We start from the raw sequence: 22,138 nt of genomic DNA on the forward strand, positions 1-22,138 counted from the left end.
CGCGACTCGATTACCACTCAAGCGACAGGCGAGCCGCCGCCACCTTGGAGAACGGCACCAGCACGCGGCGTTCAGCTCCCCCGACCTGGCGCGTGATGGTCAGCGTTTGCCCATCGAAATCGTCCAGCACCCCTTCAATCACCTTCTCACCAGCGAGCGGCTCATACAACTTCACTCGCACGGATCGACCCACGGCTCGCTCGTAATCTTCCGGTCTCTTAAGAGGACGCTCCGCACCCGGAGAGGACACCTCCAGGATGTAAGCGTTCGGGATGGGATCGACCTCATCCAGGCGCTCCGACAACGCCTCGCTGACGCGGCTGCAATCATCAATGTCCACGCCGCCCGGTTTGTCGATGAACACACGCAGGTACCAGGTAGCTCCTTCCTTTGTGTATTCCACCTCGACCAGATCCACACCGGACGCATGGACTATCGGTTCCGCCAACGCTTGCACGATGTCGGTCACGGATTGCTTGGGCACGAACGTTCCTCCCTCAAAACCCGCTCTGGGTCGTTTGCGGCTTGGCGCCCCTGGGGCGTAAGGGGCGTTGACAGCCTCATAAATCGAAGAGTGGGTGAACCCCACTCTTCGCCGCATAACCTATACGGAGTCTAACAGAGCCATTATAGCACCGGTACGCCGTAGCCGCAATGCCTGAACGGAGCCCGAGAACGGGCTGGCGTTGCAGGCGTCGGGCCCGGATGGTATTGTGGGATGCAGACCGCGCAAGAAGGTGGGGGATCTTCATGGAAACGATGAGTGGTCTACGCAACGTCGCCATCGTCGCCCACGTCGATCACGGTAAAACGACGTTGGTGGACCAGCTTCTGCGCCAATCGGGACTGTTTCACAGCCATCAACAGATCGAAGAACGGGCCTTGGATTCTGGCGAATTGGAACGGGAACGAGGCATCACGATATTAGCGAAAACCACAGCTATTCCCTATCACGGCGTCAAGATCAACATCGTAGACACCCCTGGCCACGCGGACTTCAGTGGCGAAGTCGAACGGATTGTGAAAATGGTAGACGCTGTGCTGCTTGTGGTCGATGCCTTTGAAGGGGTCATGCCACAGACACGGTTTGTATTGGAGCGCGCACTGGCGGAGGGACTACCCGCCATTGTCGTGGTCAACAAAATGGACCGTGACAACGCACGCCCCCAGGAAGTGGTCGACGAGGTACTGGACCTGTTCATTGATTTGGGAGCTTCGATGGAACAGTGCGAGTTCCCGGTGGTATACGCGTCTGCACTGCGTGGTACAGCGAGCCGGCAACCGGATGATCCTGGCACCGACATGCGTCCGCTGTTTGACGCCATCCTGGAACACGTCCCGGCCCCGACTGTGGATGTGACAGCCCCGTTGCAGTGGCAGGTGACCATGCTCGACTACAACGAATACCTGGGACGCATCGGCATTGGTCGCATCGCCCGTGGCACGGTGCGAGTCGGCGATGCGGTGGCTATTCTGAAGCGCGACGGCAGCATGGACAAATCTCGCGTCGTCAAGTTGTACGCTTTCGAAGGCTTGCGCCGTCAGGAAGTGGACAGCGCCAGCGCGGGGGATATCATTGCGATGGCAGGCCTCGGGGACATCACGGTGGGAGAGACTGTCGCGGCCATCGAGGCACCGGAACCGCTGCCCTTGTTGACCATCGATGAGCCAACGCTGGAAATGACGTTCATGGTCAACGACAGCCCCCTGGCGGGGCGCGAAGGTGTACACGTGACCTCGCGCAAGTTGCGCGAACGGCTGTTCGCGGAGTTAGAGTCGGACGTCAGCCTGCGGGTGGAAGAAACGGAGGAAGCGGACCAGTTCCGCGTCGCCAGCCGCGGCGAACTGCATCTGTCCATCCTGATTGAAACTATGCGCCGCGAGGGATACGAGTTGCAGGTGTCGAAACCGCGCGTCATCGTGCGCCGCGTGGAGGGACAGGTTTTGGAACCGCTCGAACGCCTGGTGGTGGATGTCCCAGACGAGTTTGTGGGAGCCGTGGTTGAAGCTCTGGGCACACGTAAGGGCGAGATGCAGTCGATGGCGGCGGCGCCGTCCGGAAACACCACACGCATGGAGTTTCTTGTCCCGGCGCGAGGTCTGATTGGCTTTCGTGGCGAATTTCTAACCCTGACCAAGGGTTACGGGACCATGCACCACACCTTCGCCGAATACGGCCCCTGGCGCGGCGATGTGGTCACCCGCCGGCAGGGGGTGTTGATTGCCAGTGAAGGCGGGACGGCCACCGCCTACAGCCTGCAGGCTCTGGAAGACCGCGGGGTCATGTTCATCACGCCGGGCACCGTCGTGTATGAAGGCATGATTGTTGGCGAGCACACCCGGGAAAACGACCTGACCGTAAATGTCACCAAGCAAAAGCACATGAGCAACGTGCGCTCCTCAACCAAAGAGGAGACCACGCGTCTCAAGGCTCCGCGCATCCTCAGCCTGGAGGAGGCCATCACTTACATCACGGACGACGAGCTGTGTGAAGTCACGCCCCAGAGCATCCGCCTGCGCAAGCGGTATTTGAACAAAGGAGAACGGGAGCGCAAGGCGAAGCAAAAGCGTCAGGCCTCGGCCGTGGAAGCCTGACGCCAGTGTGGCTCATCCGCCACGGGAATGGCTCACCTCGTCCCGGGTCACACTTCCGGATACAGTCCGAGGTGGGCCACACGGATGCCCATCTCGGATAACTCAGCCCGCGCTCGGCGCCACTCCGGCGCCGCCTCGGGGTCCCAATCCACATCGACAAAGAAAACGTAGGTACCCAACCCTGTGCCGCTGGGCCTGGATTCGATGCGGCTGAGGTTGAATCCCTTGCCGCAAAACACGCGCAGAGTGTCAACTAGTCCTCCGGGCCGATTCGGCACCCCCTCCAGGACCAGCGACCGCTTGCGCCGGCCGTTGTGCCGGCGCACAGCCCGCGGCGTCAGCATGGGCAGTCCGACCAAGCCAAACCGGGTTTGATTCCCCTCGCTCGCGGCCAGGCACGTATAGGAAGCGGCCAAGCCCTGGACAGCCGCCGCCTGGGAGGATCCAATGGCCGCCCATTGACGCCGTCCTGCCTTGCGCACGTGGCGAGCCGCCTCGGCCGTACTGGCCACCGCCGTCAAGCGGGCCTGGGGCAGATGCTCGGACAGCCACGATTGACACTGGGCCAGCGCCTCGGCCTTGGAAAAGACCTCTTCGATCTCGTTCAGCTCAACGTCCGCGCTCACGGTCAACAAGAAGTGTTCAATAGCCAAGGTATGGGTGGCGACAATCTGCAGGTCCGCCCAATGTGAGGAAGCTTGGTCCATGGTCCGAAAAGCGATTTGGCCAAGCAGGTCCCAACTGGTGGTGACACCGCCGTGAATGGTGTTTTCCAACGGGATGGAGGCAAACGGAGCCTCTCCTTCCCGGCCCGCCTCCACCGCTTCCCGACATTCCTTTTGCGTCTGCTCAATGACAGCCGCAATCGACGGCAGCGGACAAACCTCAACCCCACGGCCCGGCCACAGCCTGGTGAAGTAGGCGGCGGCCTCCTGGGAAAAGGTTCCCTCCGGTCCTAAGTAATACAGACGCACGCTATCCCTCCCGCGCGACTCAAAATAAGGACAGTTGATTGGTCTCCGGCAACGACTTCAGGCATCCCAGGGCATCGAGGATATCGATGACCGCACGGGAGACTTTGCTCCGCGCCTGCAAGTCCTCGACGGACAAGAACGGTCCCTGCTGACAGGCTTCGTAAAGACTGGTGGCGGCGCTCTCCCCGACTCCCGGAATGGCGGCAAACGGCGGCAGCAAGGCTTTCTCAGACTCCACCACCTGAAACCGGGTGGCATGAGACTGATACAAATCAATCGGCAGGAAGCGGTACCCGCGCGCCGTCATCTCCAGCGCGACCTCGAGCACTGTCAGCAGGTTCTTTTCCTTTGCCGACGCGGCGTTTCCCTTGGCCTCCAGTTCCTCGATGCGATTGCGGATGGCTTCCTTGCCGCGAACCATCAATTCGACGTCGAAGTCGTCCGCCCGCACCGTAAAGTACGTGGCATAAAACGCCAGCGGATGATGCACCTTGAACCAAGCGATGCGGACGGCCATCAGGACGTAGGCGGCAGCGTGCGCCTTCGGAAACATGTACTTGATCTTGCGCCCAGACTCGATGTACCAGTCCGGGACGCCGTGTTCACGCATGTACGCGGCGTCTTCTTCCTTGACCCCTTTGCCTTTTCGAATCGACTCCATGATCTTGAACGCCCGCGCCGGTTCCAAGCCCTTGTAGATCAGATACACCATGATATCGTCGCGCGCACAGATGACCTCGGACAAGGTCGCGATCCCGTTGCGAATCAGGTCCTGCGCGTTGTTCAGCCACACATCCGTCCCGTGCGACAGGCCGGAAATTCGCACCAGCTCGGAAAACGTCGTCGGCCTCGTGTCCTCGAGCATCTGCCGGACAAACTTGGTGCCGAATTCGGGAATCGCAAAGGTGCCCGTGGCGGACCGGATCTCTTCGGGAGTCACGCCGAGGCTTTCAGTCCCGCGGAACAGCTCCAGGACCTTGGGGTCGTCCAATGGTATGGACTTTGGGTCCACACCCGTGAGGTCCTGCAGCATGCGGATCACCGTCGGATCGTCGTGTCCGAGAATGTCCAGCTTGAGCAGACACCGCTCGAGCCCGGAATGATAGTCGAAGTGAGTGGTCAAGGTGCCGGTCGTCTTGTCGTCAGCCGGGTACTGCACGGGCGTAAAATGATAGATGGTCTCGTGCCGGGGCACCACCACCTGTCCACCCGGATGCTGGCCGGTCGTGCGCTTGACACCGGTACATCCCTCTACCAACCGGTCCATTTCCGCGCTGCGCAGGTTCAACCCCCTTTCCTCGGCGAACTTGCGAACATACCCGTAGGCGGTTTTCTCCGCCACCGCGGAGATGGTTCCGGCCCGGAACACGTGGTCCTTGCCGAACAGTTCCTCCGTGTACCGGTGCGCCCGGGGCTGGTACTCCCCGGAGAAGTTGAGGTCGATATCCGGGACCTTGTCGCCGTTGAAGCCCATGAACGTCTCAAACGGAATGTCCTGACCATCCTTCAGCATCGACGCGCCGCAGCGAGGGCAATCCTTGGCCGGCAGGTCGAAGCCAGAGCCGACGCTGCCGTCCGTGATGAACTCGCTGTGCCGGCAGGACGGACAGCGGTAATGGGGCGGCAGTGGATTGACTTCCGTAATGTCGGTCATCGTGGCCACCAAGGAGCTCCCGACAGAACCACGACTGCCGACCAGGTACCCGTCCTCCAACGACTTGGTGACCAGCTTGTGAGCAATCAAGTAGATCACGGCGAAGCCGTTGTTGATGATAGAGTTCAGCTCTTTTTGCAGCCGTTGCTCGACCAGATCCGGCAGCGGATCGCCGTACCAGCTTTTGGCTTTGTCATAGGCCAGCTGGCGAATTTCGTCTTCCGCGCCGTCGATGACCGGCGTGTACAGATCATCGGGTATCGGCTTGACCACCTCGCAGGCGTCGGCGATGGCGCGCGGGTTGTCGATGACCACCGCCCTGCGGTCCTGCTCCTCCAGGTGCTCAAAGTCGGCCAGCATCTCGTCGGTGGTGCGGAAAAACAGCGACGCGGAGCGTGCGTCCTGAGTACCCGGCTGAGCCTGCAGGAACACCTCGCGAAAGACCCCGTCCTTGGGATTGAGGAAGTGCACGTCCCCAGTCGCCACCACCGGCTTGTTCAGCCGCTTGCCCAGTTCGACAATCTGTTTGTGCATGTCGCAGATGCTCTGCAGGCTTTGCACGGTTTCGTCGCGGACCAAGTTTTCATAGTGGCTGGGCGGCTGAATCTCCAGGAAATCGTAGAATTCGCAGATCTCCTCGATCTCCTCCAGGGACTTGCCGCGCAGAAAGGCTTCCACCAATTCGCCGCGCTGACAGGCGGACCCAATCAACAAGCCCTCCCGCAGACGCACCAGCTCGCTGCGCGGCAATCTCGGCACACGGTGCAAATAGCGAGTATGGCCGAGCGATACCAGTTCGTAGAGATTGCGAAGTCCCGTCTGATTGGTGACCAATATGGTGGCGTGAAACGGCCGCACGCGCGACATATCGATGTCACCGGACAGTTGATTCAGCGCCTGGAGATCACGTATCCCGCGTTCGCCTAAATCCCTGAGCATGCGCAAAAACAGTTTGGCGGTGGCCTCGGAGTCGGCCAGGGCCCGGTGATGGTTGACCAGTTCGATGTGGAACTTGTTGGTCAACGTCTTCAGCCGGTAATTTTTCTCGCCAGGATACAACAGGCGAGCCAGGGCCAGGGTATCAATGACCGGCTGCGTCCAGTCCTCCATACCAATCCGTTTGGCACACTGATGGAGAAATCCTACGTCAAACTCCGCATTGTGCGCAACCAGCACAGCATCGCCCACAAACTCGCGAAAGCGCGCCATGGCTTCGGGCAGCTTGGGCTGACCCGCCAACATATCCGGCGAAATGCCGGTCAGCTCGGTGATTTTCGCAGACAGCCGGCGTTCGGGATCCACCAATGTGGTGAAGCTATCCACCAACTCGCCATTTTTCACCTTGACGCCCGAGATCTCAATCAACGTGTCTTCGCGCGCATTCAGTCCCGTCGTCTCCGTGTCGAAGACCACGTACTCCAGCGTAGGATCGAGCGCAATCGGCGCCGGACGGTAGACGATAGGGGTGCCGTCGTCGACCACGTACGCTTCCACTCCCAGGAGCACCTTGATGCCGTACTTCTGACCAAGTTCGTAGGCCTCGGGAAACGCCTGCACCCCACCGTGGTCGGTGACCGCAATGGCGGGATGTCCCCACTCGGCCGCCTGCGCCATCAAGCGCTGCAGAGGGGTTACCGCGTCCAGCGCCGACATCGGGGTGTGCAGGTGCAGTTCCACGCGCTTATCTACCGCGGTATCGGTCCGCCGCGGCGGCTCGGCCGGGCGCATGGCGTGAATCATGAGCACCAGCTCTTTTTGATAGGGATCAAATTGAACCGCGCCCATGACGCGCACGTAAGAGCCAGACTGGAGAGGATCCAGCGCCTCCATTTGCCGGGGCGAATTGGTAAAGTATTTTGCGGTGATGGAATCCTCTTCGTCGGTCAGATTGAATTGATAGAGTTTGCGCCCACTGGGCAGCACCCGGGTCTCCAACTTGAAGACACGCCCTTCCACGACCACGCTCCGCATCTCGTCCGCGATGTCTTTCATCGGGGTCACGGGACCATGGATTTCACCCTTCCCAATCGTCAACTCGGGAATCGGCTCGTCGTCGCGCTCACGCCGCCCGCGCCAGGAAGAGGAGGCGTCCGGACGGGCAGTGTCGGCAGCAGGCGGCTTGGCCTCCGCCGCCTGCCGTTCTCGCCGGGCAATCTCGACTACCTCCTGCCGCTGTTGGGCCAGCAGTTCCTGGCGAAGCTGCTCCGCACGCTCTTGCGCGTCCGCATCCACATCCAACTGGACGATCAGATGCAGGCCCAACGCCTGTTTCGCCAGACGGGCCAACCATTCACCCGCCCGCTTGCGTTGCACCTGTTCGTGCACGGATGGGCTCTCCAACCAAAACCGGGCGTTCACCGTTACATCGGATGAGACGGATGAATCCTCGACCACCACTTCGCGTCGAGCCCGGCGAAACCAATTGCCGACCATCGGTTCCACGCCCGCATACGCGTCCAGGAGTGCCTGCACCATGGCCGAAACCTCCGCCGGCGTGGGCCGCCGCTCCCAGACGGGCGACAACAGTTGCAACTCCACGCTGGGCGGAAAAACCTGTTGGCACACTCGGCCCACCAGGCGATGATTTTGCAGGGCTTCCCACGCCTGCCGGTACAACTCCTCCGCCACTTCGGCAGGATTAGCCGTTTCCGATGGCTCCTGTTGGGGGAACGGCGGCAAGGGTCGAACGACTAGACGCTTGGCCTGAAGGTGCAGCTGCACCTGTTCAATCCCACACAGGGGAAGCTGGAAACTGTCGCTCGGTTCGACCGCATCCACTGCCAGCGCATGCTGCATCTCGCTCATTCGTCTGCCTCCAACTATTCATCCCTTTAGAACAGCCTCGTGACATCTCGGTAGGTGATGACCACCGCGAACAACATCAGCAGTGCAAACCCAACCAAATGCACGAGCCCCTCTTTATTGGGGTCGATGGCACGCCCGCGCACCGCTTCCACCAGCATGAACAACAGTCGGCCGCCATCCAGTGCCGGAATCGGCAGCAAGTTGAACAGGCCCAGGTTCAAGCTGAGCAGACCCGCTATCATGACCACCTGCCAGAAGCCGGTTTGCGCCTGCTGGCTGATGACGTCCGCTATTCCCACAGGTCCCGCCAGGTCTTGAAACTGGTGGTGGACGAACACGTCGCCCAGAGCCGCCAGCATGTTCACGGAACCGAAATAGACAGCGGAGAAGCCGCTCGCCACCGTTTGCACAGGGTTATGGGTGACTGGGTTATTCACGCCAATCTGAGGAATCCCCGCGCTGGACAGCCGCGGGTGGACCACCACGGTATACTCCGCCCCTTTGCGCTCAATGTCCATGCGAATGGGTTGCGGAGGGTTCCCCTTGTCGGATCGGATCTCTTCGACCATATCCACCCAGGTGTTCACTCTTTTGCCGTCGATGGATATGACCGTGTCCCCTTCGCGAAGGCCCGCACTCCAAGCCGGCGATCCGGCGACCACGGCGCCCAAGGTCGGTTGATTCACCGGAAGCCCGGTGTGCGTGTAATACGCTGCGAACAGAACACCCGCCAACACAAAGTTCATCACCGGTCCCGCCAAGATGATGGCGGCTCGTTGCCACAAGGGTTTGCCAAGGACCTGCTCGTGTTTCTCCACCAACGGGATGGCGTTGCGAGGGCTCGTCTGAAGTTGCGCATAGGGACGCACCTGGTAGGTACGCACCGCCCCGTCTGCCTCAATCGTCATCTGCAGCCGATCGACAAGGTCGAGCGCCCGCAGCACCCCGACTTGGCCGCCGCGCATGTCGCGCGGACTACCCAGCTGCGCAATCCGTCCTTTCTCATCTAGGCGAAAGGCAATCTCTTCTCCCTTCCGAAAGAGAGCATCCTGCGGCACCTCACCCGCCAGCTGCACCAGGCCTCCAAGCGGCCACAGACGAATCGAGAACTCCGTGTCGCCCCAATTCCACTTGAACAGCTTCGTGCCAAACCCCACAGCGAATTGGGGTACCGCCACCCCGCACCGCTTCGCGACGATGAAATGGCCAAATTCATGCAGCACGATGCACACCAGGAATACAACCACAATCGCGATGGCCGACTTGAGAACCGTCATCAGCATCGCAGCGCTCAACAGGGTCACCCACTCCTCTCGACCAGCGCGCTCGCCTTGGCCCGCGCACGGGCATCCGCCTCCAACACCTCCTCGAGACAGGATGCCGCACCTGGCTGCTCGCTTTCCAACACCCGCTCCACCAACTCCGGGATCGCCACAAACGGGATGCGCCCGGACAGGAAAGCGGCCACCGCAATCTCATTCGCTGCGTTCAGGATACACGGGGCCAAACCACCCGCGCGACCGGCCTGGTAGGCCAAACGCAGACTCGGGAACCGATGCCAATCCGGCTCTTCAAACGATAACGGCCCGCACCCGGCCAGGTTCAACCGCGGCCATGCAGACGGGATTCGCTGCGGGTAGGTCACCGCATATTGAATGGGCATGCGCATGTCCGGCGGGCCCATCTGGGCCACGATGGAGCCGTCACGAAATTCAACCAGGGAATGCACGATGCTTTGAGGGTGTACAACCACCTTAATCTTATCATACGACACCGCGAATAAATGATGCGCCTCAATCACTTCGAGCCCCTTGTTCATCAGTGTCGCGGAGTCAATCGTAATTTTCTGCCCCATCGACCAATTGGGGTGGGCCAGAGCCTGCTCCACCCGCACTGTCTGGAGCTGCTCCACGGTCCAGGTTCGGAAGGGTCCACCAGAAGCTGTCAGCCAAATGGCGCTCAATTCGGCTCCTCGCCCGGCGCGCAGGCATTGATGAACTGCCGCGTGCTCGCTGTCCACCGGCACCACAACAGCTCCGTTTGCGGCCGCGTACGGCATGACCAAATCGCCCGCAGCGACCAGGGTCTCCTTATTGGCCAACGCCACGCGAGCCCCACGTCCCAGTGCACTCCACGTGGGCACAAGCCCCTTGGCGCCCACGATGGCCGACACGGCGATGTCAGTCTCCACCTCGGCCGCTTCACGGAGTCCTGCATCCCCCACCACCACACTCGGTTGCGGCGCCCACCCCGCCAGCCGGCCGAGCAGTTCCCGACCGACGTCATCGTCGGCCACAGCCACCACTTCAGGCCGCCATTGGCGCACCTGCTCAGCCAACAATTCCGCGTTGCGCCCGGCCGCGAGGGCTCGCACCTGATACTCTTCGCCGAGAGCAGCCAGGACCTCCAACGTCAAGCGGCCAATAACCCCGGTAGATCCCAAGACGGTTACCGTCGTGCCCACTGGGCAAGCCCCCTCTCGTGTTCACCGTCCGTTTCGTAGCCAGAGTGGGTTCCGCGGACGGATCCCCTGTCCAATCAGTGAAACCAATGCGGCAGCCGGGAGACCAACAGCAGTGCAAACGGAGCCGCGAAGATCAGGCTGTCCACCCTGTCCAACAGCCCACCGTGCCCAGGCAGCAGCCGTCCCGAGTCCTTGACACCAGCCGTCCGCTTGTACGCGGACTCGATGAGATCCCCTAATTGGCCGGCGACAGAGATCGCCGCGCCCAAGATAACATACGCCCACATATGCTGAGTCGGATGTACCAGCCAAGCAAAGACGAGGACACCGACGATAGCCCCTATCACGCCTGCGACGGCGCCGCTCACCGTTTTGGCCGGACTGATGGCAGGCCACAACTTGGGGCCGCCTACGCGCCGGCCAATCACGTAGGCACAAGTATCTGTCATCCAAATTCCAATCAACAACAGCCAGAGCCATAACCACCCATCCGCCAAACCACGAAGGGCCGCCAGACTCTGGCCACCGTAACCTATGTACAGGGCGCCGACCCACGAACTGGCCGCCTGGGCAAGCGTGACTCGATTGCGCGTCAGGACCGGCAACAGCAGGGTGACGGCCACCATGATTTGCAGCACCCACAGCGTGTGCCAACCGGACCACCATTCAATCAGGCTGACCACCGCGTAGTTGAAAACAGCCAGCGGACGGTACCAGCGCTCCCCCAGCATCATGGTAAACTCTGCCGCGCAGAGCAGTGTAGCCAGCCAGACCGTGACCCGCCAAGGTATGTATCCCCAGGCGATAAGCGCGATCACGATGATGATTCCGACCGCTGCCGTCACGACCCGTTGCTTCAACATTTGGTCACCTACTTCAGCCCGCCGAAGCGGCGTTTGCGTCGGCCATAATCGGTCAGGGCAGCAAACAGCTCTCGGCGTCCAAAGTCCGGCCACAGCACATCCGTAAACCAAAACTCTGCGTACGCCGCCTGCCAGATGAGAAAATTGCTCAACCGTTGCTCACCGCTGGTACGGATGATGAGATCGGGATCGGGCAGGCCAGCGGTATCCAGGCGCTGACCGAACGACTGTTCAGTCAACTCGTCCATTCGCATGCGTCCCTGCACGATTTCTTCCGCCACCCTCCGTACTGCCCCCAGAACATCCGCGCGGCCTCCGTAGTTCAGAGCAAAGGTCACAATCATACCCGCTCCCTGCTGGGTGCGCGAGAGCGTGCGGTCCACCGTGTCCCGGGTATAGGGAGGAAGCTTCTCCACGTCGCCGATGAACCGCACGCGCACTCCGCGCTCCACCAGCTCATCGATCTCCGTGCGAAAAAATTCCTCCGGCAGGCGCATCAGGTACTCAACTTCGCTCTCGGGCCGCTTCCAATTTTCCGTTGAGAACGCGTACAAAGTCAAACATTGAATTCCCGCATCGTCACAGGCGCGAATGACCTCCCGCATCGCCAACATCCCAGCGTGATGGCCAGCTGCTCGCGGCAGCCCGCGCCGCCGTGCCCACCGGCCATTGCCGTCCATGATGATGGCGACGTGCCGCGGCAGATTTTGCGTCGGGACGGGCAAATCCTCCTGCCCCCGCCTCGCCCCGCGGAACCATCGTCCAATCACGCCGAACCCCGCGTCCCCTTTCATCCTCCAGCCGTTCTCCCGAGTACCTGCCAAGCCTCAGATTTCCTTCAACTCGCGTTCCTTGACCTCCAGCATCTTGTCAACCTCGACGACAAATCTGTCGGTCAGCTGCTGAATCCGGTCCATTCCGCGTCGCACCTGGTCCTCCGAGACCTCTCCCGCTTTTTCGGTGCGCTTGAGATCATCGTTGGCATCTCGGCGTACATTCCGGATGGCGACACGAGCCTCTTCCGCCATCCTGCGCACGACCTTGATCAACTCCTGACGGCGCTCATCGGTCAAAGGCGGGATCACAAGACGAATGACAGATCCGTCATTCATAGGATTGAGCCCGAGGTCCGATTTCTGAATCGCTTTTTCAATTTCCGACAGCATACCCTTCTCCCACGGCGTGATCAACAGTTGCCGCGGCTCTGGAACCGAAACGGTAGATACCTGATTCACGGGCATTTGTGCACCGTAATACTCCACCATCACCTTGTCCAGCATGGCGGGCGTAGCGCGTCCGGCACGCACCGTGGCCAAGTCCCGTTTCAACGCTTCAATCGCCTTCTGCATCCGGTCTTGGGCCGACTTGACAATGTCTTCAAGCACGCGTCTTCCCCCTTATGATGGTACCTATGGACTCTCCGAGCACAGCCCGGCGGATGTTGCCCGATTCCCCGAGCGCAAACACCAACAGGGGAATGTCATTATCCATGCACAGCGACGTGGCAGTCGAGTCCATGACACCCAGCCCTTGGCGCAACACCTCGAAGAACTCGAGCTCATCGTATTTAATTGCGTCAGGGTTCAAGCGCGGATCGGCACTGTACACGCCATCCACACCGTTTTTCGCCATCAAGATGACTTCCGCCTCGATTTCAGCAGCTCTGAGGGCGGCTGCGGTGTCGGTCGAGAAGTACGGATTGCCTGTACCCCCGGCCAAAATCACGACACGTCCTTTCTCCAGGTGGCGGATGGCCCGTCGACGGATGTAGGGCTCCGCGACCTGGCGCATTTCCACGGATGTCTGTACCCGTGTGTCCACACCCAATTTCTCAAGCGCATCCTGAAGCGCCAACGCGTTTAAGACAGTGGCCAGCATGCCCATGTAATCGGCGGTCGCCCGGTCCATCCCCTGTTGACTGCCGGAGACGCCTCTCCAGATATTCCCACCTCCGACCACCACCGCGACCTGTACACCCAGTTGCACCACTTCGCGGATTTGGTCAGCGATCCGCTGAATCACATTGGGATCAATCCCCATCCCCAGATCGCCAGCCAGTGCCTCACCACTCAACTTTAACACGATGCGCCTGTATTTCGGCGTCGCCATCTGTCTACCCCCGTTCCATCCCACACCGCCAACGCCGTCCCGACTACCCATATGCAAAGGGAACACTCGCGGTGTTCCCTGTTCCGCTCATCTGCGGACCTGTTCCATGACTTCCTGAACGAAGTCTTTTTCTTCTTTCTGAATGCCTTCCCCGACTACGTACCGGGCAAAGCGACGAATCGAGATGTTCTCACCGATCTGGGCGATCTTCTCCTTCACCAACTGCTCGACGGTTTTCTCCGGGTCCCTGACAAACGGCTGCTCCAGCAAGCAAATCTCCTTGAGATACTTATCGATTCGGCCTTCCACAATCCGGTCCACGATGTGTTCCGGCTTGCCTTCGTTCAAGGTCTGGGCACGAACAATCTCGCGCTCCTTGTCCAACACCTGCTGGGGCACCTCTTCCCGCCGGACATACTGTGGATTGCTGGCCGCAATGTGCATGGCGATGTCGCGTACCAGGGCGCGGAAATCGTCGTTCTTGGCCACGAAATCGGTCTCGCAGTTGACCTCGACCAAGACACCGATGCGCCCGCCGCCGTGTATGTAGGATTCCACGAGCCCTTCCGCGGCGACGCGCCCCGCCTTTTTGGCCGCCGAGGCGAGCCCCTTCTCACGCAGAATCTCAATCGCGCGCTCCATATTCCCGTCCGCTTCGGTCAGCGCCCGTTTACAGTCCATCATCCCGGCGCCGGTCCGTTCCCGCAGTTCTTTCACCATCTGGCTGGTTACAGTCGCCATGACAGCCCCTCCTTGACTTCTCATGCGAACATACCACTGGGCGAAAAGGGTTGACACACCGATGGGGTGACGAGGCAGAAGCTCCCGTCACCCCATCGCCTCCAAATCCTGTCGTTTATGATTAAGCAGTCGTGATTTCTTCCTCTTCGGGCTCCTGGGGCGCCCCCTCTAACACAGCGTCCGCCATCTTCGAAGTCAACAGGCGAACCGCCCGGATGGCATCGTCGTTGCCCGGAATCACATAGTCAATCTCATCCGGGTCGCAATTGGTATCCACGATGGCCACAATCGGAATCCCGAGCTTACGACCTTCCGACACCGCGATGCGCTCCTTGCGCGGGTCAATCACGAACATGGCCGCCGGGAGCTCCGTCATCCCCTTGATGCCGCCCAGAAACTTCTCCAATCGCTCCTGCTCCTTGCGCAGCAGGATGACTTCCTTTTTCGGCAGAAGTTCGAAAGTCCCCTCCGCCTCCATCCGTTCAATCTCCAAGAGGCGCGCAATCCGCTTCTGAATCGTCTTGAAATTGGTCAGCGTACCCCCCAGCCACCGGTGGTTAACGTAATACATCCCGCAGCGCTCCGCCTCTTCGCGAACCGCCTCTTGGGCCTGTTTCTTGGTCCCCACAAACAAGATCTTGTGGCCCTGCGCCGAGAGATCGCGCACGAAGTGGTACGCTTCCTCCACCTTACGAACCGTCTTCTGCAGGTCGATGATGTAAATCCCATTGCGTTCGGTGAAGATGTATTTCGCCATTTTCGGGTTCCACCGACGCGTCTGGTGACCGAAGTGGACACCAGCCTCCAGCAGCTGCTTCATCGAAATGATAGCCACGCTCGACAAACCTCCTATTTGGTTGATCCTCCGTCCGCTTCCACCCCAGAACCAACCGCAATTTGCGCGGCACCGGCTCTAGGTCCACAGACGTGTGTACTCCACCCGCAGGCGGGCCGTCACACTGTACAGGAATATATCACAAATTCCCGTCCGCTGGCAATCCGGGCGCCTGGCCTCGCCGGCTCGCCTGCCCGTCGCTTCCGGCTCCTGCCGGCGCGAGCAAAAGTCGCCGCACGCTGGCGATGACGGACGTCCCAACTCCCAGGCGGCGAGCCGCCTCTTCGTCGGAGCAACCCGCGTACAGCAATTCGAGGGCACGGTAGGCCGTGGGTTCGTCGCACATGATCGCCCCCGGCGCAGCCCCCTCATCGGACGTTTGGGCATCGGTCGCGTCCGTTGTCCTGGCTCCGGCTTCTGCCATCATGCTGGCTGTCGTCGCGGCCAAGGCGTCGCCAGCAGCCGACGGCCCCGCGACCAGGCGACTCTGCTGCACAGCTTTCACTTCGGCGCGCAGCTGTTCAATCTGCGCCTCCAGGTGTTCACGCAGTCGGGCCAGTTCGGCCGCCACATCCTCATAGATACCGCTCAGAATTTTCTCGATTGCCTCCTGATCCCAGCGCGTGATGGGGTTTGTAGCGGACGAATGACGGTCTGGCGACGCACCCGCGCCAGCCGCCCCGGCGCCGTCCGGCTGCGTGGCCTGAGCTACGTGCTGGCGCCGGGAGCCGGGCCACATCCCCGCCCCCAACAACGCTTGCGGAACGGACAAGGATGAGCCCTTCTTTAGCCGTTTCTGCAGACGCATGTAGTACCACCCCAAGCCAGCCAATAATACGAGCAAGACCACGTCCCAGAGCAAGGATTCCACCATGCCTTCCACACCCCCGCTCGTCTCATATCGCGTAGGTCTGACGGGCCGTGCGAACCCACAACTGATGGGTCGCAGTGTCGAACTCAATCGTTCTCCCCACCCGGCCCCCGACGTCCTTGGCCACCACCGGCACGCGGACGCGGGCGAGCGCGGCCACAACCGACTCCAGATTTCGCTCCCCGATGCGCAGCGCCGGCGAGGCCAGGCGGCCTGTGAACATGTGCGCTCCTCCGGCTAACTTGGCCTGCAGCTGCGCCGGTCGGCCGCCCGCGGCGATGACGGCATCAACCAGCCACAACGTGCCCAGATCCGCGTACTTTTGCGGCGGTGCGGCCACCTCCGCGTCCCGCGCCGCCGGCAGCATCACGTGCACCATGCCGGCGACGTCGGCGTACGGATCGTAAATCACGACCCCGATGCAGGACCCCAGCCCGACCGTCAACAGCCGACCCGGCCTCTGGATGACTGCGCCTTCCCCGATGCCGATGCGTCGGACTGAACTGTCCTCACTCGCCACTGTCCCAACACCCCACCGCTCGCAGCAGGACCGCCATCGCGCCCGGGTCGGGCAAAAGCACCAGATGAGCGTCCAGATCCTCTGTCCCGCGCTGAATTTCGGTTTGCAATAGCAACGCCTCCGTGGCCTCAGCCGCACTGTCGAGCAAGGCGATATCCAACATGGCCCCCATCATGTCCACCGCGATGGCCGGGACAGAGGTATGCACGTTCAGGTGCGTCAAATTCGTCACCGCCGTCATGTACGACGCACAGAGGATGTTCGCCACCTCGCCGAAGGTGGACAGTTCCAACTCATCCCACTCATCCTTGTCGGCCGTAGACACGGCAACCAACGTGTCGAGCAGGCGGCCCGCGCTCTCCAGGTCCATGAAGAAGAGAAAGTTGCCTGCAAAATCTCCGTCAATGCGAATGTAGGCGCCCGCCATCAATTTGTCCGGGCAGCCCATGGCCTCGGCGATCTCCGCCAGCGGCAGCACCGCGGCCGAGGGCATCTTCATGTTGATGGTGCTGGAGAGCAGTTTCGACAACGCGGTTGCCGCATGACTCGCCCCGATGTTGCCCATCTCGCGCAGTACATCAATCTGTGCCGCTGACAACTGAAGGGGCCTCACCCACGCACACGCTCCTGAACCTGCTTCAATTGAGCTACCTGAACATCACTCAATACTCGCTCCAGATTCATAAGAACCACCGGTTTCTCTGGCCCGCCGACAACCCCCAACAAATAGCGCGCCTCAACGCCGCCAACCAAATCCGGCGGAGCCACCATTCGCCCGTCATCCAGTTGCACGATGTCGATCACGTCGTCGACCGCGAGCGCCACTTTGTATCCGTCCGTGTTCACAACCACCAGTTTCGTCTCCGACTGCGCCAATTGGTCCCCATCCCGGCCAGATGCGTAGCCGAATTGCTCGGCCAGGTCAAACACGGGCAGGATCTCGTCACCACGACTCACCACGCCCTTGATGGAAGGCAACGTCCCTGGCACCGGCTGTACAGCCTCGCACCGTTCAATCGAGACCACCTGCCGGGCATCGGCCGCGAATTGATACTCGCCGAGTCGAAACACAACCGCTTGGAAATCGCTCATCCTGTCATCCTCCTCACCTTGTAGCTATCCGTGCGCCACCCTCCGGATATAATTGAAGGCCGCTTGCTGGACGGCCGCCCGATAGAGGGACGTGTCGGCCTCCCCCACAAGGTACCCCAACACCTCCACCGGCCGGCCGACGTGTTGTTCCAGCAGCACCCGTTGCCCCACCGCCGCCTGGCGAGCCGGCCACAGACCTCCGGGCGCTTCCACGACCATCCACAACCGCTTGGCGTCGGGGTGTCGAGACAGATGGGACAACCAGTCCAAAATTTGCTTGGGCCCCATGGCGCTGTCCATATGCACAATGATGTCGTCCGCAGGCTGCTCGGGCCAGGATCCCACCGAGACCATCGGCTCTGGGACGCGCACGGCGGCCTGTCCCTGGGACCCGTCCCCCATCCGGTGCCGCACCGCCGTCACGAATTGCTGGGCAAACTCGGGACTGGCGCCGGGGGAGCGCAGGAACATCAGGGTGCGCATGGACCCGGGCATCGCCGGCGCTTGGCTCTGCCGGGCTTTCATCAATGAGCGCAGGGGAGACGCCTGGTCCTCCATCATCCAGGACCCTCCCTTTGCATCCGTTGCAGCCACTGGGCCAGCGACACGGTAGCAATGTCATCCGGGACGTTTTGCCCCATGGTCGCGTAAGAAGGCGGCCGCCGCCACTCCCAAACCAGGTTGATGACCGATCCGTACGTCCTTGTCTCATCCAGCTTCGTGAACAGAAATTTGTCAAAGACGACATCGCGAAAGCATGCCACGACCTCGAACAGGTCTTCGTCTTTGGCGGTGAGCCCCAGTACTAGGTAGGTCTCGTCCGGACGTGCCAGCTCAATCACTCGTCGCGTCTGCTCCGCATGGCGCGGAGCGAGCAGGTTGTGGCCCGCCGTGTCAATGAGCACGTGGTCGTACCCGGCGAGCGCAGAGAGCGCTTGCGGCAACTCGGCCACATCCTCCACCACCGTCATCGGAGTGTTCATGATCTGCGCGTACGTGCGCAGCTGCTCCACGGCGGCGATGCGGAACAGGTCGGTCGTCACCAGCGCCACCCTCTGCCCGGCCAGGACATGCAGCGCTGCCAGCTTGGCGATGGTGGTGGTTTTGCCGACGCCCGTAGGGCCCACAAACACCGCCACCCTCGAGGAGTTGCCAAGGGGAGTTGCGTCCAATCCACCCAGCCGCTGGCGCAGTAACAGTTCAATCTGTGCCCAGTCGAGTCCGGGCTTCAGCAAAGCGGGCACACGCACGCCGTGGCGCTTGAGACACGCAGCAGGCCCCTGAACCGGTGCAGGCGCTGGCCGTGACAACGGCACGTCGGCTCCGGCAGCAGCCAGCACCTCGATGCGCGAACTCCGAACCAGCCCCAGCCAGCGTCGTTCATGAATGCGGCGACTGCTCAGAATCACGGCATCCTGTCCGAGATCTCGGCGAATTTGCGGGAGTGCCTCCGGCATGTCCTTGACAACGTAGCGCTTGACGACCATCAGAGATTCACCACCCCGCCACTTTCAATCTCCACGGCCGGATCGAGTTCACTGTAAGAGAGCACCGTCAGATCCGGCAGAAACCGGGCGAGCCAGCGCCGCACCGGCAACCGCAGCTGCGGGTGCGTCAGCAGTATCGGCGTCTTGCCCAGCGCCGTCAGTCGATTCGACTCCTCCTGCAAACGCCGATAGATTTGCTGCGCGAGGTTCGGATCGACAGCAATCTGCGCACTGCCCTCCTGCATCAACAGCGACTGCTGCAGGCGTTCCTCGACGGTCGGGGAAAACGTAATCACCGTCAGCGGCTGCCCGGGTACACGGAACTGGTGACAGATTTGCCGAGACAGGGCCTGGCGCACACGCTCGGTGAGATAATCGGGGTCTTTGCTCACACTGGCCGCGTCGGCCAAGGTCTCCAAAATCGACACCAGGTCTCGAATCGATACCTTTTCCTGCAACAGGTTCACCAGGACCTTTTGCACCTGGCCGAGCGACAGGACGCCCGGCACCAGGTCGTCCACCAGGGCCGGTGCCGTTTCCCGCACATGATCCAACAGGGCCTTGGTCTCCTGCCGGCCCAACAGTTCGTGGGCGTGGCGGCGCAGCACCTCGGTCAGATGTGTCGCGACGACGGTGGGCAGGTCCACCACCGTATAGCCGGCGGCCTCCGCCCGAGCTTTCATGTCCTTGTCGACCCACAGCGCGGGCATCCCGAACGCGGGATCCGTCGTCGCAATGCCCTGAACGTTGGGGTCTTCGGGCCCCGGGCTCATGGCTAGCCAATGACCCATTTGCAACTGTGCGCCCGCCACCTGGAGGCCACGTATCTTCAACACATACTCGGAAGGCTTGAGCTGTACATTGTCACGCAGCCGAATCGTGGGAATCACAATCCCCAGCTCCAACGCCAACTGGCGGCGGATGGCAGCCACACGCTCCAGTAGGTCGCCCCCCTGCTTGGCGTCTACCAGCGGGATCAACCCATAGCCGAATTCAAACTCCACCGGCTCCACGGTCAGGAGCGACAACACGCTCTCCGGTTTCTTGGTCTGCTCATGCTGACTGCGGACGCGCTCTTCCGCCTGCTTGGCTTGTTGGCGTGACAGCTGCTGCTGCCGCTGCCAGGCGAGAAAAGCGGCCAGCAGGGCCACGGGCAACGCCCGCATGAGTCCGATGGGGGTCACCAAGCCCAACAGAAACACGGCACCGGCGGCAATGTACAAGGTGCGCGGGGTGGAAAACACCTGGCCGAGCACGTCCGTGCCCAGATTGGCCTCCGAGGCCGCCCGCGTCACCATCAAACCGGTGGCGGTCGAGAGCAACAGGGCAGGGATTTGACTGACCAGCCCGTCGCCGACCGAAAGCAGTGTGTACGTCTGGGCGGCCTGCTGCCAATCCATGTGGTTCATCATCATGCCGATGATGAAGCCGCCCACCACATTGACGGCCACAATCAACAGGGATGCGATGGCATCGCCTCTGACGAATTTGGACGCGCCGTCCATGGCACCGTAAAAGTCGGCCTCCCGTTCAATCGCCTGACGCCGCTTGCGCGCCTCCTCTTCGCTGATGAGACCAGCGTTCAAATCAGCATCGATGGCAATCTGCTTCCCCGGCATAGCGTCCAGCGTGAAGCGGGCGGCAACCTCCGCCACCCGTTCAGCCCCGCGAGTGATGACGATAAACTGGATGATGGCCAGGATGAGGAAGATAATGAAGCCGACCACCAGATTACCCCGGACCACGAAGCTGCCGAAGGTCTGGATGACTTCGCCCGCGTCGTGCTGGGTCAGAATCAGCCGGGTGGAAGAGACGTTCAGCGCTAACCGGTACAAGGTGGTAACCAAGAGCAGGGACGGGAACACGGAAAACTCCAGCGGTTCCCGCGTGTTCATGGCCACCAGCAGCACCGTCACGGAGACGAACAGGTTGACGATGAGGAGCACGTCGAGCAGGGTCTTGTTGATGGGCAGCACCATCATGGCAACGATGCCAATCACGGCGACCATGACGATGACATCGGACCGCTTTTTCACGACCGCACCCCCATCCTTTCATCCCGCATGCGGTACACGTGGGCCAAAACCTGTGCAACCGCCTGATACAACTCCTCCGGAATCGGCTCACCGACATCGACGTTCCGGTACAGCGCCTGGGCCAACGGCTTCTGCTCCACCACCGGCACACCGTGCTCGCGCGCCAACTGGCGGATGCGCCTGGCCACATCTTCCGCCCCTTTGGCTGTCACACAGGGTGCCTTCATCACGTTCGCGTCGTAGCGGAGGGCTACCGCCAGGTGAGTTGGGTTGGTAACAACCACGTCCGCTTTCGGCACCTCCTGCATCATGCGCCGCATCGCGAGCGCCCGCCCGCGCTTGCGAATCGTCGATTTGACGAGCGGATCGCCCTCTTCACGCTTCATTTCATCCTTGATTTCCTGCAGTGACATGCGAATACTCCGCTCAAAATCAAACCGTTGGTACAGGTAATCCAGCCCGCCCAGGACGACCATCAAACCGGCGATGATGACCGCAATCTGGAACACCATGTGGCCCACCAGGGCGGGTAGGGCGGCTGGATTGACCCCGCTGAGGCCGGCGAGTCCGGCGAGCACTCTGCGGACGCCGACATACGCGCCCACGGCGACCACCAGGAGCTTGAGCAGGGATTTCACTCCCTCCAGCGCGGTGCGCAGGCTGACCAGTCGCTGGAAGCCGGCCAAGGGGTTGATCCGCTGCAGGTCCGGGACGAGCCGCTTGGGCCAAAATCCTGGGCCCACCTGGGCGAAGGCGGCTGCCCCAGCCACAGCCAGGACCACACCGAGCCAGGGTAGCAGCATGCGCATAAACACCCATACGCCTTCACGAAACAGCCGGTTAGGATCCAGTGCGGCCACATTGAACTCCGCGGCGTGCGTAAAATCGGAGCGCATCAAGCCTTCCCACTGGTTCCAGATGTCTGGGCCGAACACCCGCAAGGCAGCGAGAGAGACCAGCAGCACCAGAGATGACGTCAACTCCGGGGAACGCACGACGCGCCCTTCCCGCCGCAGTCTGCGCCGCTTGGCGGGCGTGGCTCGTTCCGTCTTCTCGCCGGCGAACCGCTGCAGGTTGAGACGCTGCACCGCC

General features: G+C 61.4%; 20 protein-coding genes. 1 reads left to right on the forward strand and 19 read right to left on the reverse strand.

What is annotated here, in order from left to right; genetic code table 11:
- Positions 1–10 precede the first annotated feature (10 nt).
- Positions 11–484 (reverse strand): ribosome maturation factor RimP, encoded by a 474-nt coding sequence (gene rimP / locus ASH01S_RS00365; protein ID WP_067921724.1) that lies wholly within the window; start codon positions 482–484, stop codon positions 11–13.
- A gap of 266 nt (positions 485–750) precedes the next feature.
- Here rimP and typA point away from each other — a divergent pair, with 266 nt between their 5' ends.
- Positions 751–2,595, forward strand: coding sequence for a translational GTPase TypA (gene typA, locus ASH01S_RS00370; RefSeq protein WP_067921727.1), 1,845 nt, complete (start codon positions 751–753; stop codon positions 2,593–2,595).
- Positions 2,596–2,642: 47 nt separating this feature from the next.
- On the opposite strand, the gene ASH01S_RS00375 is transcribed toward typA, so the two are convergent.
- The 18 genes from ASH01S_RS00375 to flhB all read right to left on the reverse strand — a co-directional run bounded on the left by ASH01S_RS00375 (position 2,643) and on the right by flhB (position 22,134).
- Positions 2,643–3,569 carry a prephenate dehydratase gene (locus ASH01S_RS00375; RefSeq protein WP_067921730.1) on the reverse strand — a complete coding sequence of 309 codons (927 nt, stop codon included), beginning with the start codon at positions 3,567–3,569 and terminating at the stop codon, positions 2,643–2,645.
- Positions 3,570–3,588: 19 nt separating this feature from the next.
- The gene (locus tag ASH01S_RS00380) at positions 3,589–8,028 is read right to left on the reverse strand and encodes a PolC-type DNA polymerase III (RefSeq protein WP_067921733.1); all 4,440 of its coding nucleotides are present in this window, start codon (positions 8,026–8,028) and stop codon (positions 3,589–3,591) included.
- A 26-nt stretch (positions 8,029–8,054) separates the two neighbouring features.
- Positions 8,055–9,323: a M50 family metallopeptidase gene (locus ASH01S_RS00385; protein WP_245628870.1), complete on the reverse strand. Its 1,269-nt coding sequence runs from the start codon at positions 9,321–9,323 to the stop codon at positions 8,055–8,057.
- Positions 9,324–9,328: 5 nt separating this feature from the next.
- A complete protein-coding gene (locus ASH01S_RS00390) occupies positions 9,329–10,492 on the reverse strand; it encodes a 1-deoxy-D-xylulose-5-phosphate reductoisomerase (RefSeq protein WP_067921737.1) in 1,164 nt (387 codons plus the stop codon).
- Between the two features lie 74 nt (positions 10,493–10,566).
- Positions 10,567–11,355, reverse strand: a complete 789-nt coding sequence (locus ASH01S_RS00395) for a phosphatidate cytidylyltransferase (RefSeq protein ID WP_067921739.1) — start codon at positions 11,353–11,355, stop codon at positions 10,567–10,569.
- An 8-nt stretch (positions 11,356–11,363) separates the two neighbouring features.
- On the reverse strand, positions 11,364–12,149 hold the full coding sequence (gene uppS, locus ASH01S_RS00400) for an undecaprenyl pyrophosphate synthase (protein WP_083516684.1): 786 nt from the start codon (positions 12,147–12,149) through the stop codon (positions 11,364–11,366).
- Positions 12,150–12,182: 33 nt separating this feature from the next.
- Positions 12,183–12,704 carry a ribosome recycling factor gene (frr, locus tag ASH01S_RS00405; protein WP_373278536.1) on the reverse strand — a complete coding sequence of 174 codons (522 nt, stop codon included), beginning with the start codon at positions 12,702–12,704 and terminating at the stop codon, positions 12,183–12,185.
- A gap of 28 nt (positions 12,705–12,732) precedes the next feature.
- Positions 12,733–13,464 (reverse strand): UMP kinase, encoded by a 732-nt coding sequence (pyrH, locus tag ASH01S_RS00410; RefSeq protein ID WP_067921743.1) that lies wholly within the window; start codon positions 13,462–13,464, stop codon positions 12,733–12,735.
- 87 nt (positions 13,465–13,551) lie between these two features.
- Positions 13,552–14,205: a translation elongation factor Ts gene (gene tsf, locus ASH01S_RS00415; protein ID WP_067921746.1), complete on the reverse strand. Its 654-nt coding sequence runs from the start codon at positions 14,203–14,205 to the stop codon at positions 13,552–13,554.
- 121 nt (positions 14,206–14,326) lie between these two features.
- Positions 14,327–15,040: a 30S ribosomal protein S2 gene (rpsB, locus tag ASH01S_RS00420; protein WP_067921749.1), complete on the reverse strand. Its 714-nt coding sequence runs from the start codon at positions 15,038–15,040 to the stop codon at positions 14,327–14,329.
- A gap of 139 nt (positions 15,041–15,179) precedes the next feature.
- Positions 15,180–15,914, reverse strand: a complete 735-nt coding sequence (locus ASH01S_RS00425) for a MalT transcriptional regulator family protein (RefSeq protein WP_157066909.1) — start codon at positions 15,912–15,914, stop codon at positions 15,180–15,182.
- Positions 15,915–15,936: 22 nt separating this feature from the next.
- Positions 15,937–16,431 (reverse strand): chemotaxis protein CheD, encoded by a 495-nt coding sequence (locus ASH01S_RS00430; RefSeq protein WP_067921760.1) that lies wholly within the window; start codon positions 16,429–16,431, stop codon positions 15,937–15,939.
- Complete coding sequence (locus tag ASH01S_RS00435; RefSeq protein ID WP_067921763.1) at positions 16,421–17,029, reverse strand: chemotaxis protein CheC; 609 nt, start codon at positions 17,027–17,029, stop codon at positions 16,421–16,423. Before ASH01S_RS00435 ends, ASH01S_RS00430 begins: the two co-directional genes overlap by 11 nt.
- 11 nt (positions 17,030–17,040) lie before the next feature.
- Positions 17,041–17,523 (reverse strand): chemotaxis protein CheW, encoded by a 483-nt coding sequence (locus ASH01S_RS00440; protein ID WP_067921765.1) that lies wholly within the window; start codon positions 17,521–17,523, stop codon positions 17,041–17,043.
- A 24-nt stretch (positions 17,524–17,547) separates the two neighbouring features.
- A complete protein-coding gene (locus tag ASH01S_RS00445; RefSeq protein ID WP_067921768.1) occupies positions 17,548–18,084 on the reverse strand; it encodes a hypothetical protein in 537 nt (178 codons plus the stop codon).
- On the reverse strand, positions 18,081–19,010 hold the full coding sequence (locus ASH01S_RS00450) for a flagellar biosynthesis protein FlhF (RefSeq protein ID WP_067921771.1): 930 nt from the start codon (positions 19,008–19,010) through the stop codon (positions 18,081–18,083). Before ASH01S_RS00450 ends, ASH01S_RS00445 begins: the two co-directional genes overlap by 4 nt.
- Positions 19,010–21,046, reverse strand: coding sequence for a flagellar biosynthesis protein FlhA (flhA, locus tag ASH01S_RS00455; protein WP_067921772.1), 2,037 nt, complete (start codon positions 21,044–21,046; stop codon positions 19,010–19,012). The genes ASH01S_RS00450 and flhA overlap by 1 nt, the downstream gene beginning before the upstream one ends.
- A complete protein-coding gene (gene flhB, locus ASH01S_RS00460; protein WP_067921773.1) occupies positions 21,043–22,134 on the reverse strand; it encodes a flagellar biosynthesis protein FlhB in 1,092 nt (363 codons plus the stop codon). Before flhB ends, flhA begins: the two co-directional genes overlap by 4 nt.
- Between the last annotated feature and the right edge of the window lie 4 nt (positions 22,135–22,138).

The sequence above is a fragment of the Alicyclobacillus shizuokensis NBRC 103103 genome (genome assembly GCF_001552255.1).
In the GTDB taxonomy this organism is placed as follows: domain Bacteria; phylum Bacillota; class Bacilli; order Alicyclobacillales; family Alicyclobacillaceae; genus Alicyclobacillus_G; species Alicyclobacillus_G shizuokensis.

What these genes read in the sequence shown, in the direction of transcription:
- typA (WP_067921727.1), top strand. Translation starts at nt 751, where the DNA reads ATGGAAACGATGAGTGGTCTACGCAACGTCGCCATCGTCGCCCACGTC.
- ASH01S_RS00380 (WP_067921733.1), bottom strand. Translation starts at nt 8,028, where the DNA reads ATGAGCGAGATGCAGCATGCGCTGGCAGTGGATGCGGTCGAACCGAGC.
- ASH01S_RS00395 (WP_067921739.1), bottom strand. Translation starts at nt 11,355, where the DNA reads ATGTTGAAGCAACGGGTCGTGACGGCAGCGGTCGGAATCATCATCGTG.
- uppS (WP_083516684.1), bottom strand. Translation starts at nt 12,149, where the DNA reads ATGAAAGGGGACGCGGGGTTCGGCGTGATTGGACGATGGTTCCGCGGG.
- frr (WP_373278536.1), bottom strand. Translation starts at nt 12,704, where the DNA reads ATGCAGAAGGCGATTGAAGCGTTGAAACGGGACTTGGCCACGGTGCGT.
- pyrH (WP_067921743.1), bottom strand. Translation starts at nt 13,464, where the DNA reads ATGGCGACGCCGAAATACAGGCGCATCGTGTTAAAGTTGAGTGGTGAG.
- tsf (WP_067921746.1), bottom strand. Translation starts at nt 14,205, where the DNA reads ATGGCGACTGTAACCAGCCAGATGGTGAAAGAACTGCGGGAACGGACC.
- ASH01S_RS00425 (WP_157066909.1), bottom strand. Translation starts at nt 15,914, where the DNA reads ATGGTGGAATCCTTGCTCTGGGACGTGGTCTTGCTCGTATTATTGGCT.
- ASH01S_RS00440 (WP_067921765.1), bottom strand. Translation starts at nt 17,523, where the DNA reads ATGAGCGATTTCCAAGCGGTTGTGTTTCGACTCGGCGAGTATCAATTC.
- ASH01S_RS00445 (WP_067921768.1), bottom strand. Translation starts at nt 18,084, where the DNA reads ATGATGGAGGACCAGGCGTCTCCCCTGCGCTCATTGATGAAAGCCCGG.
- ASH01S_RS00450 (WP_067921771.1), bottom strand. Translation starts at nt 19,010, where the DNA reads ATGGTCGTCAAGCGCTACGTTGTCAAGGACATGCCGGAGGCACTCCCG.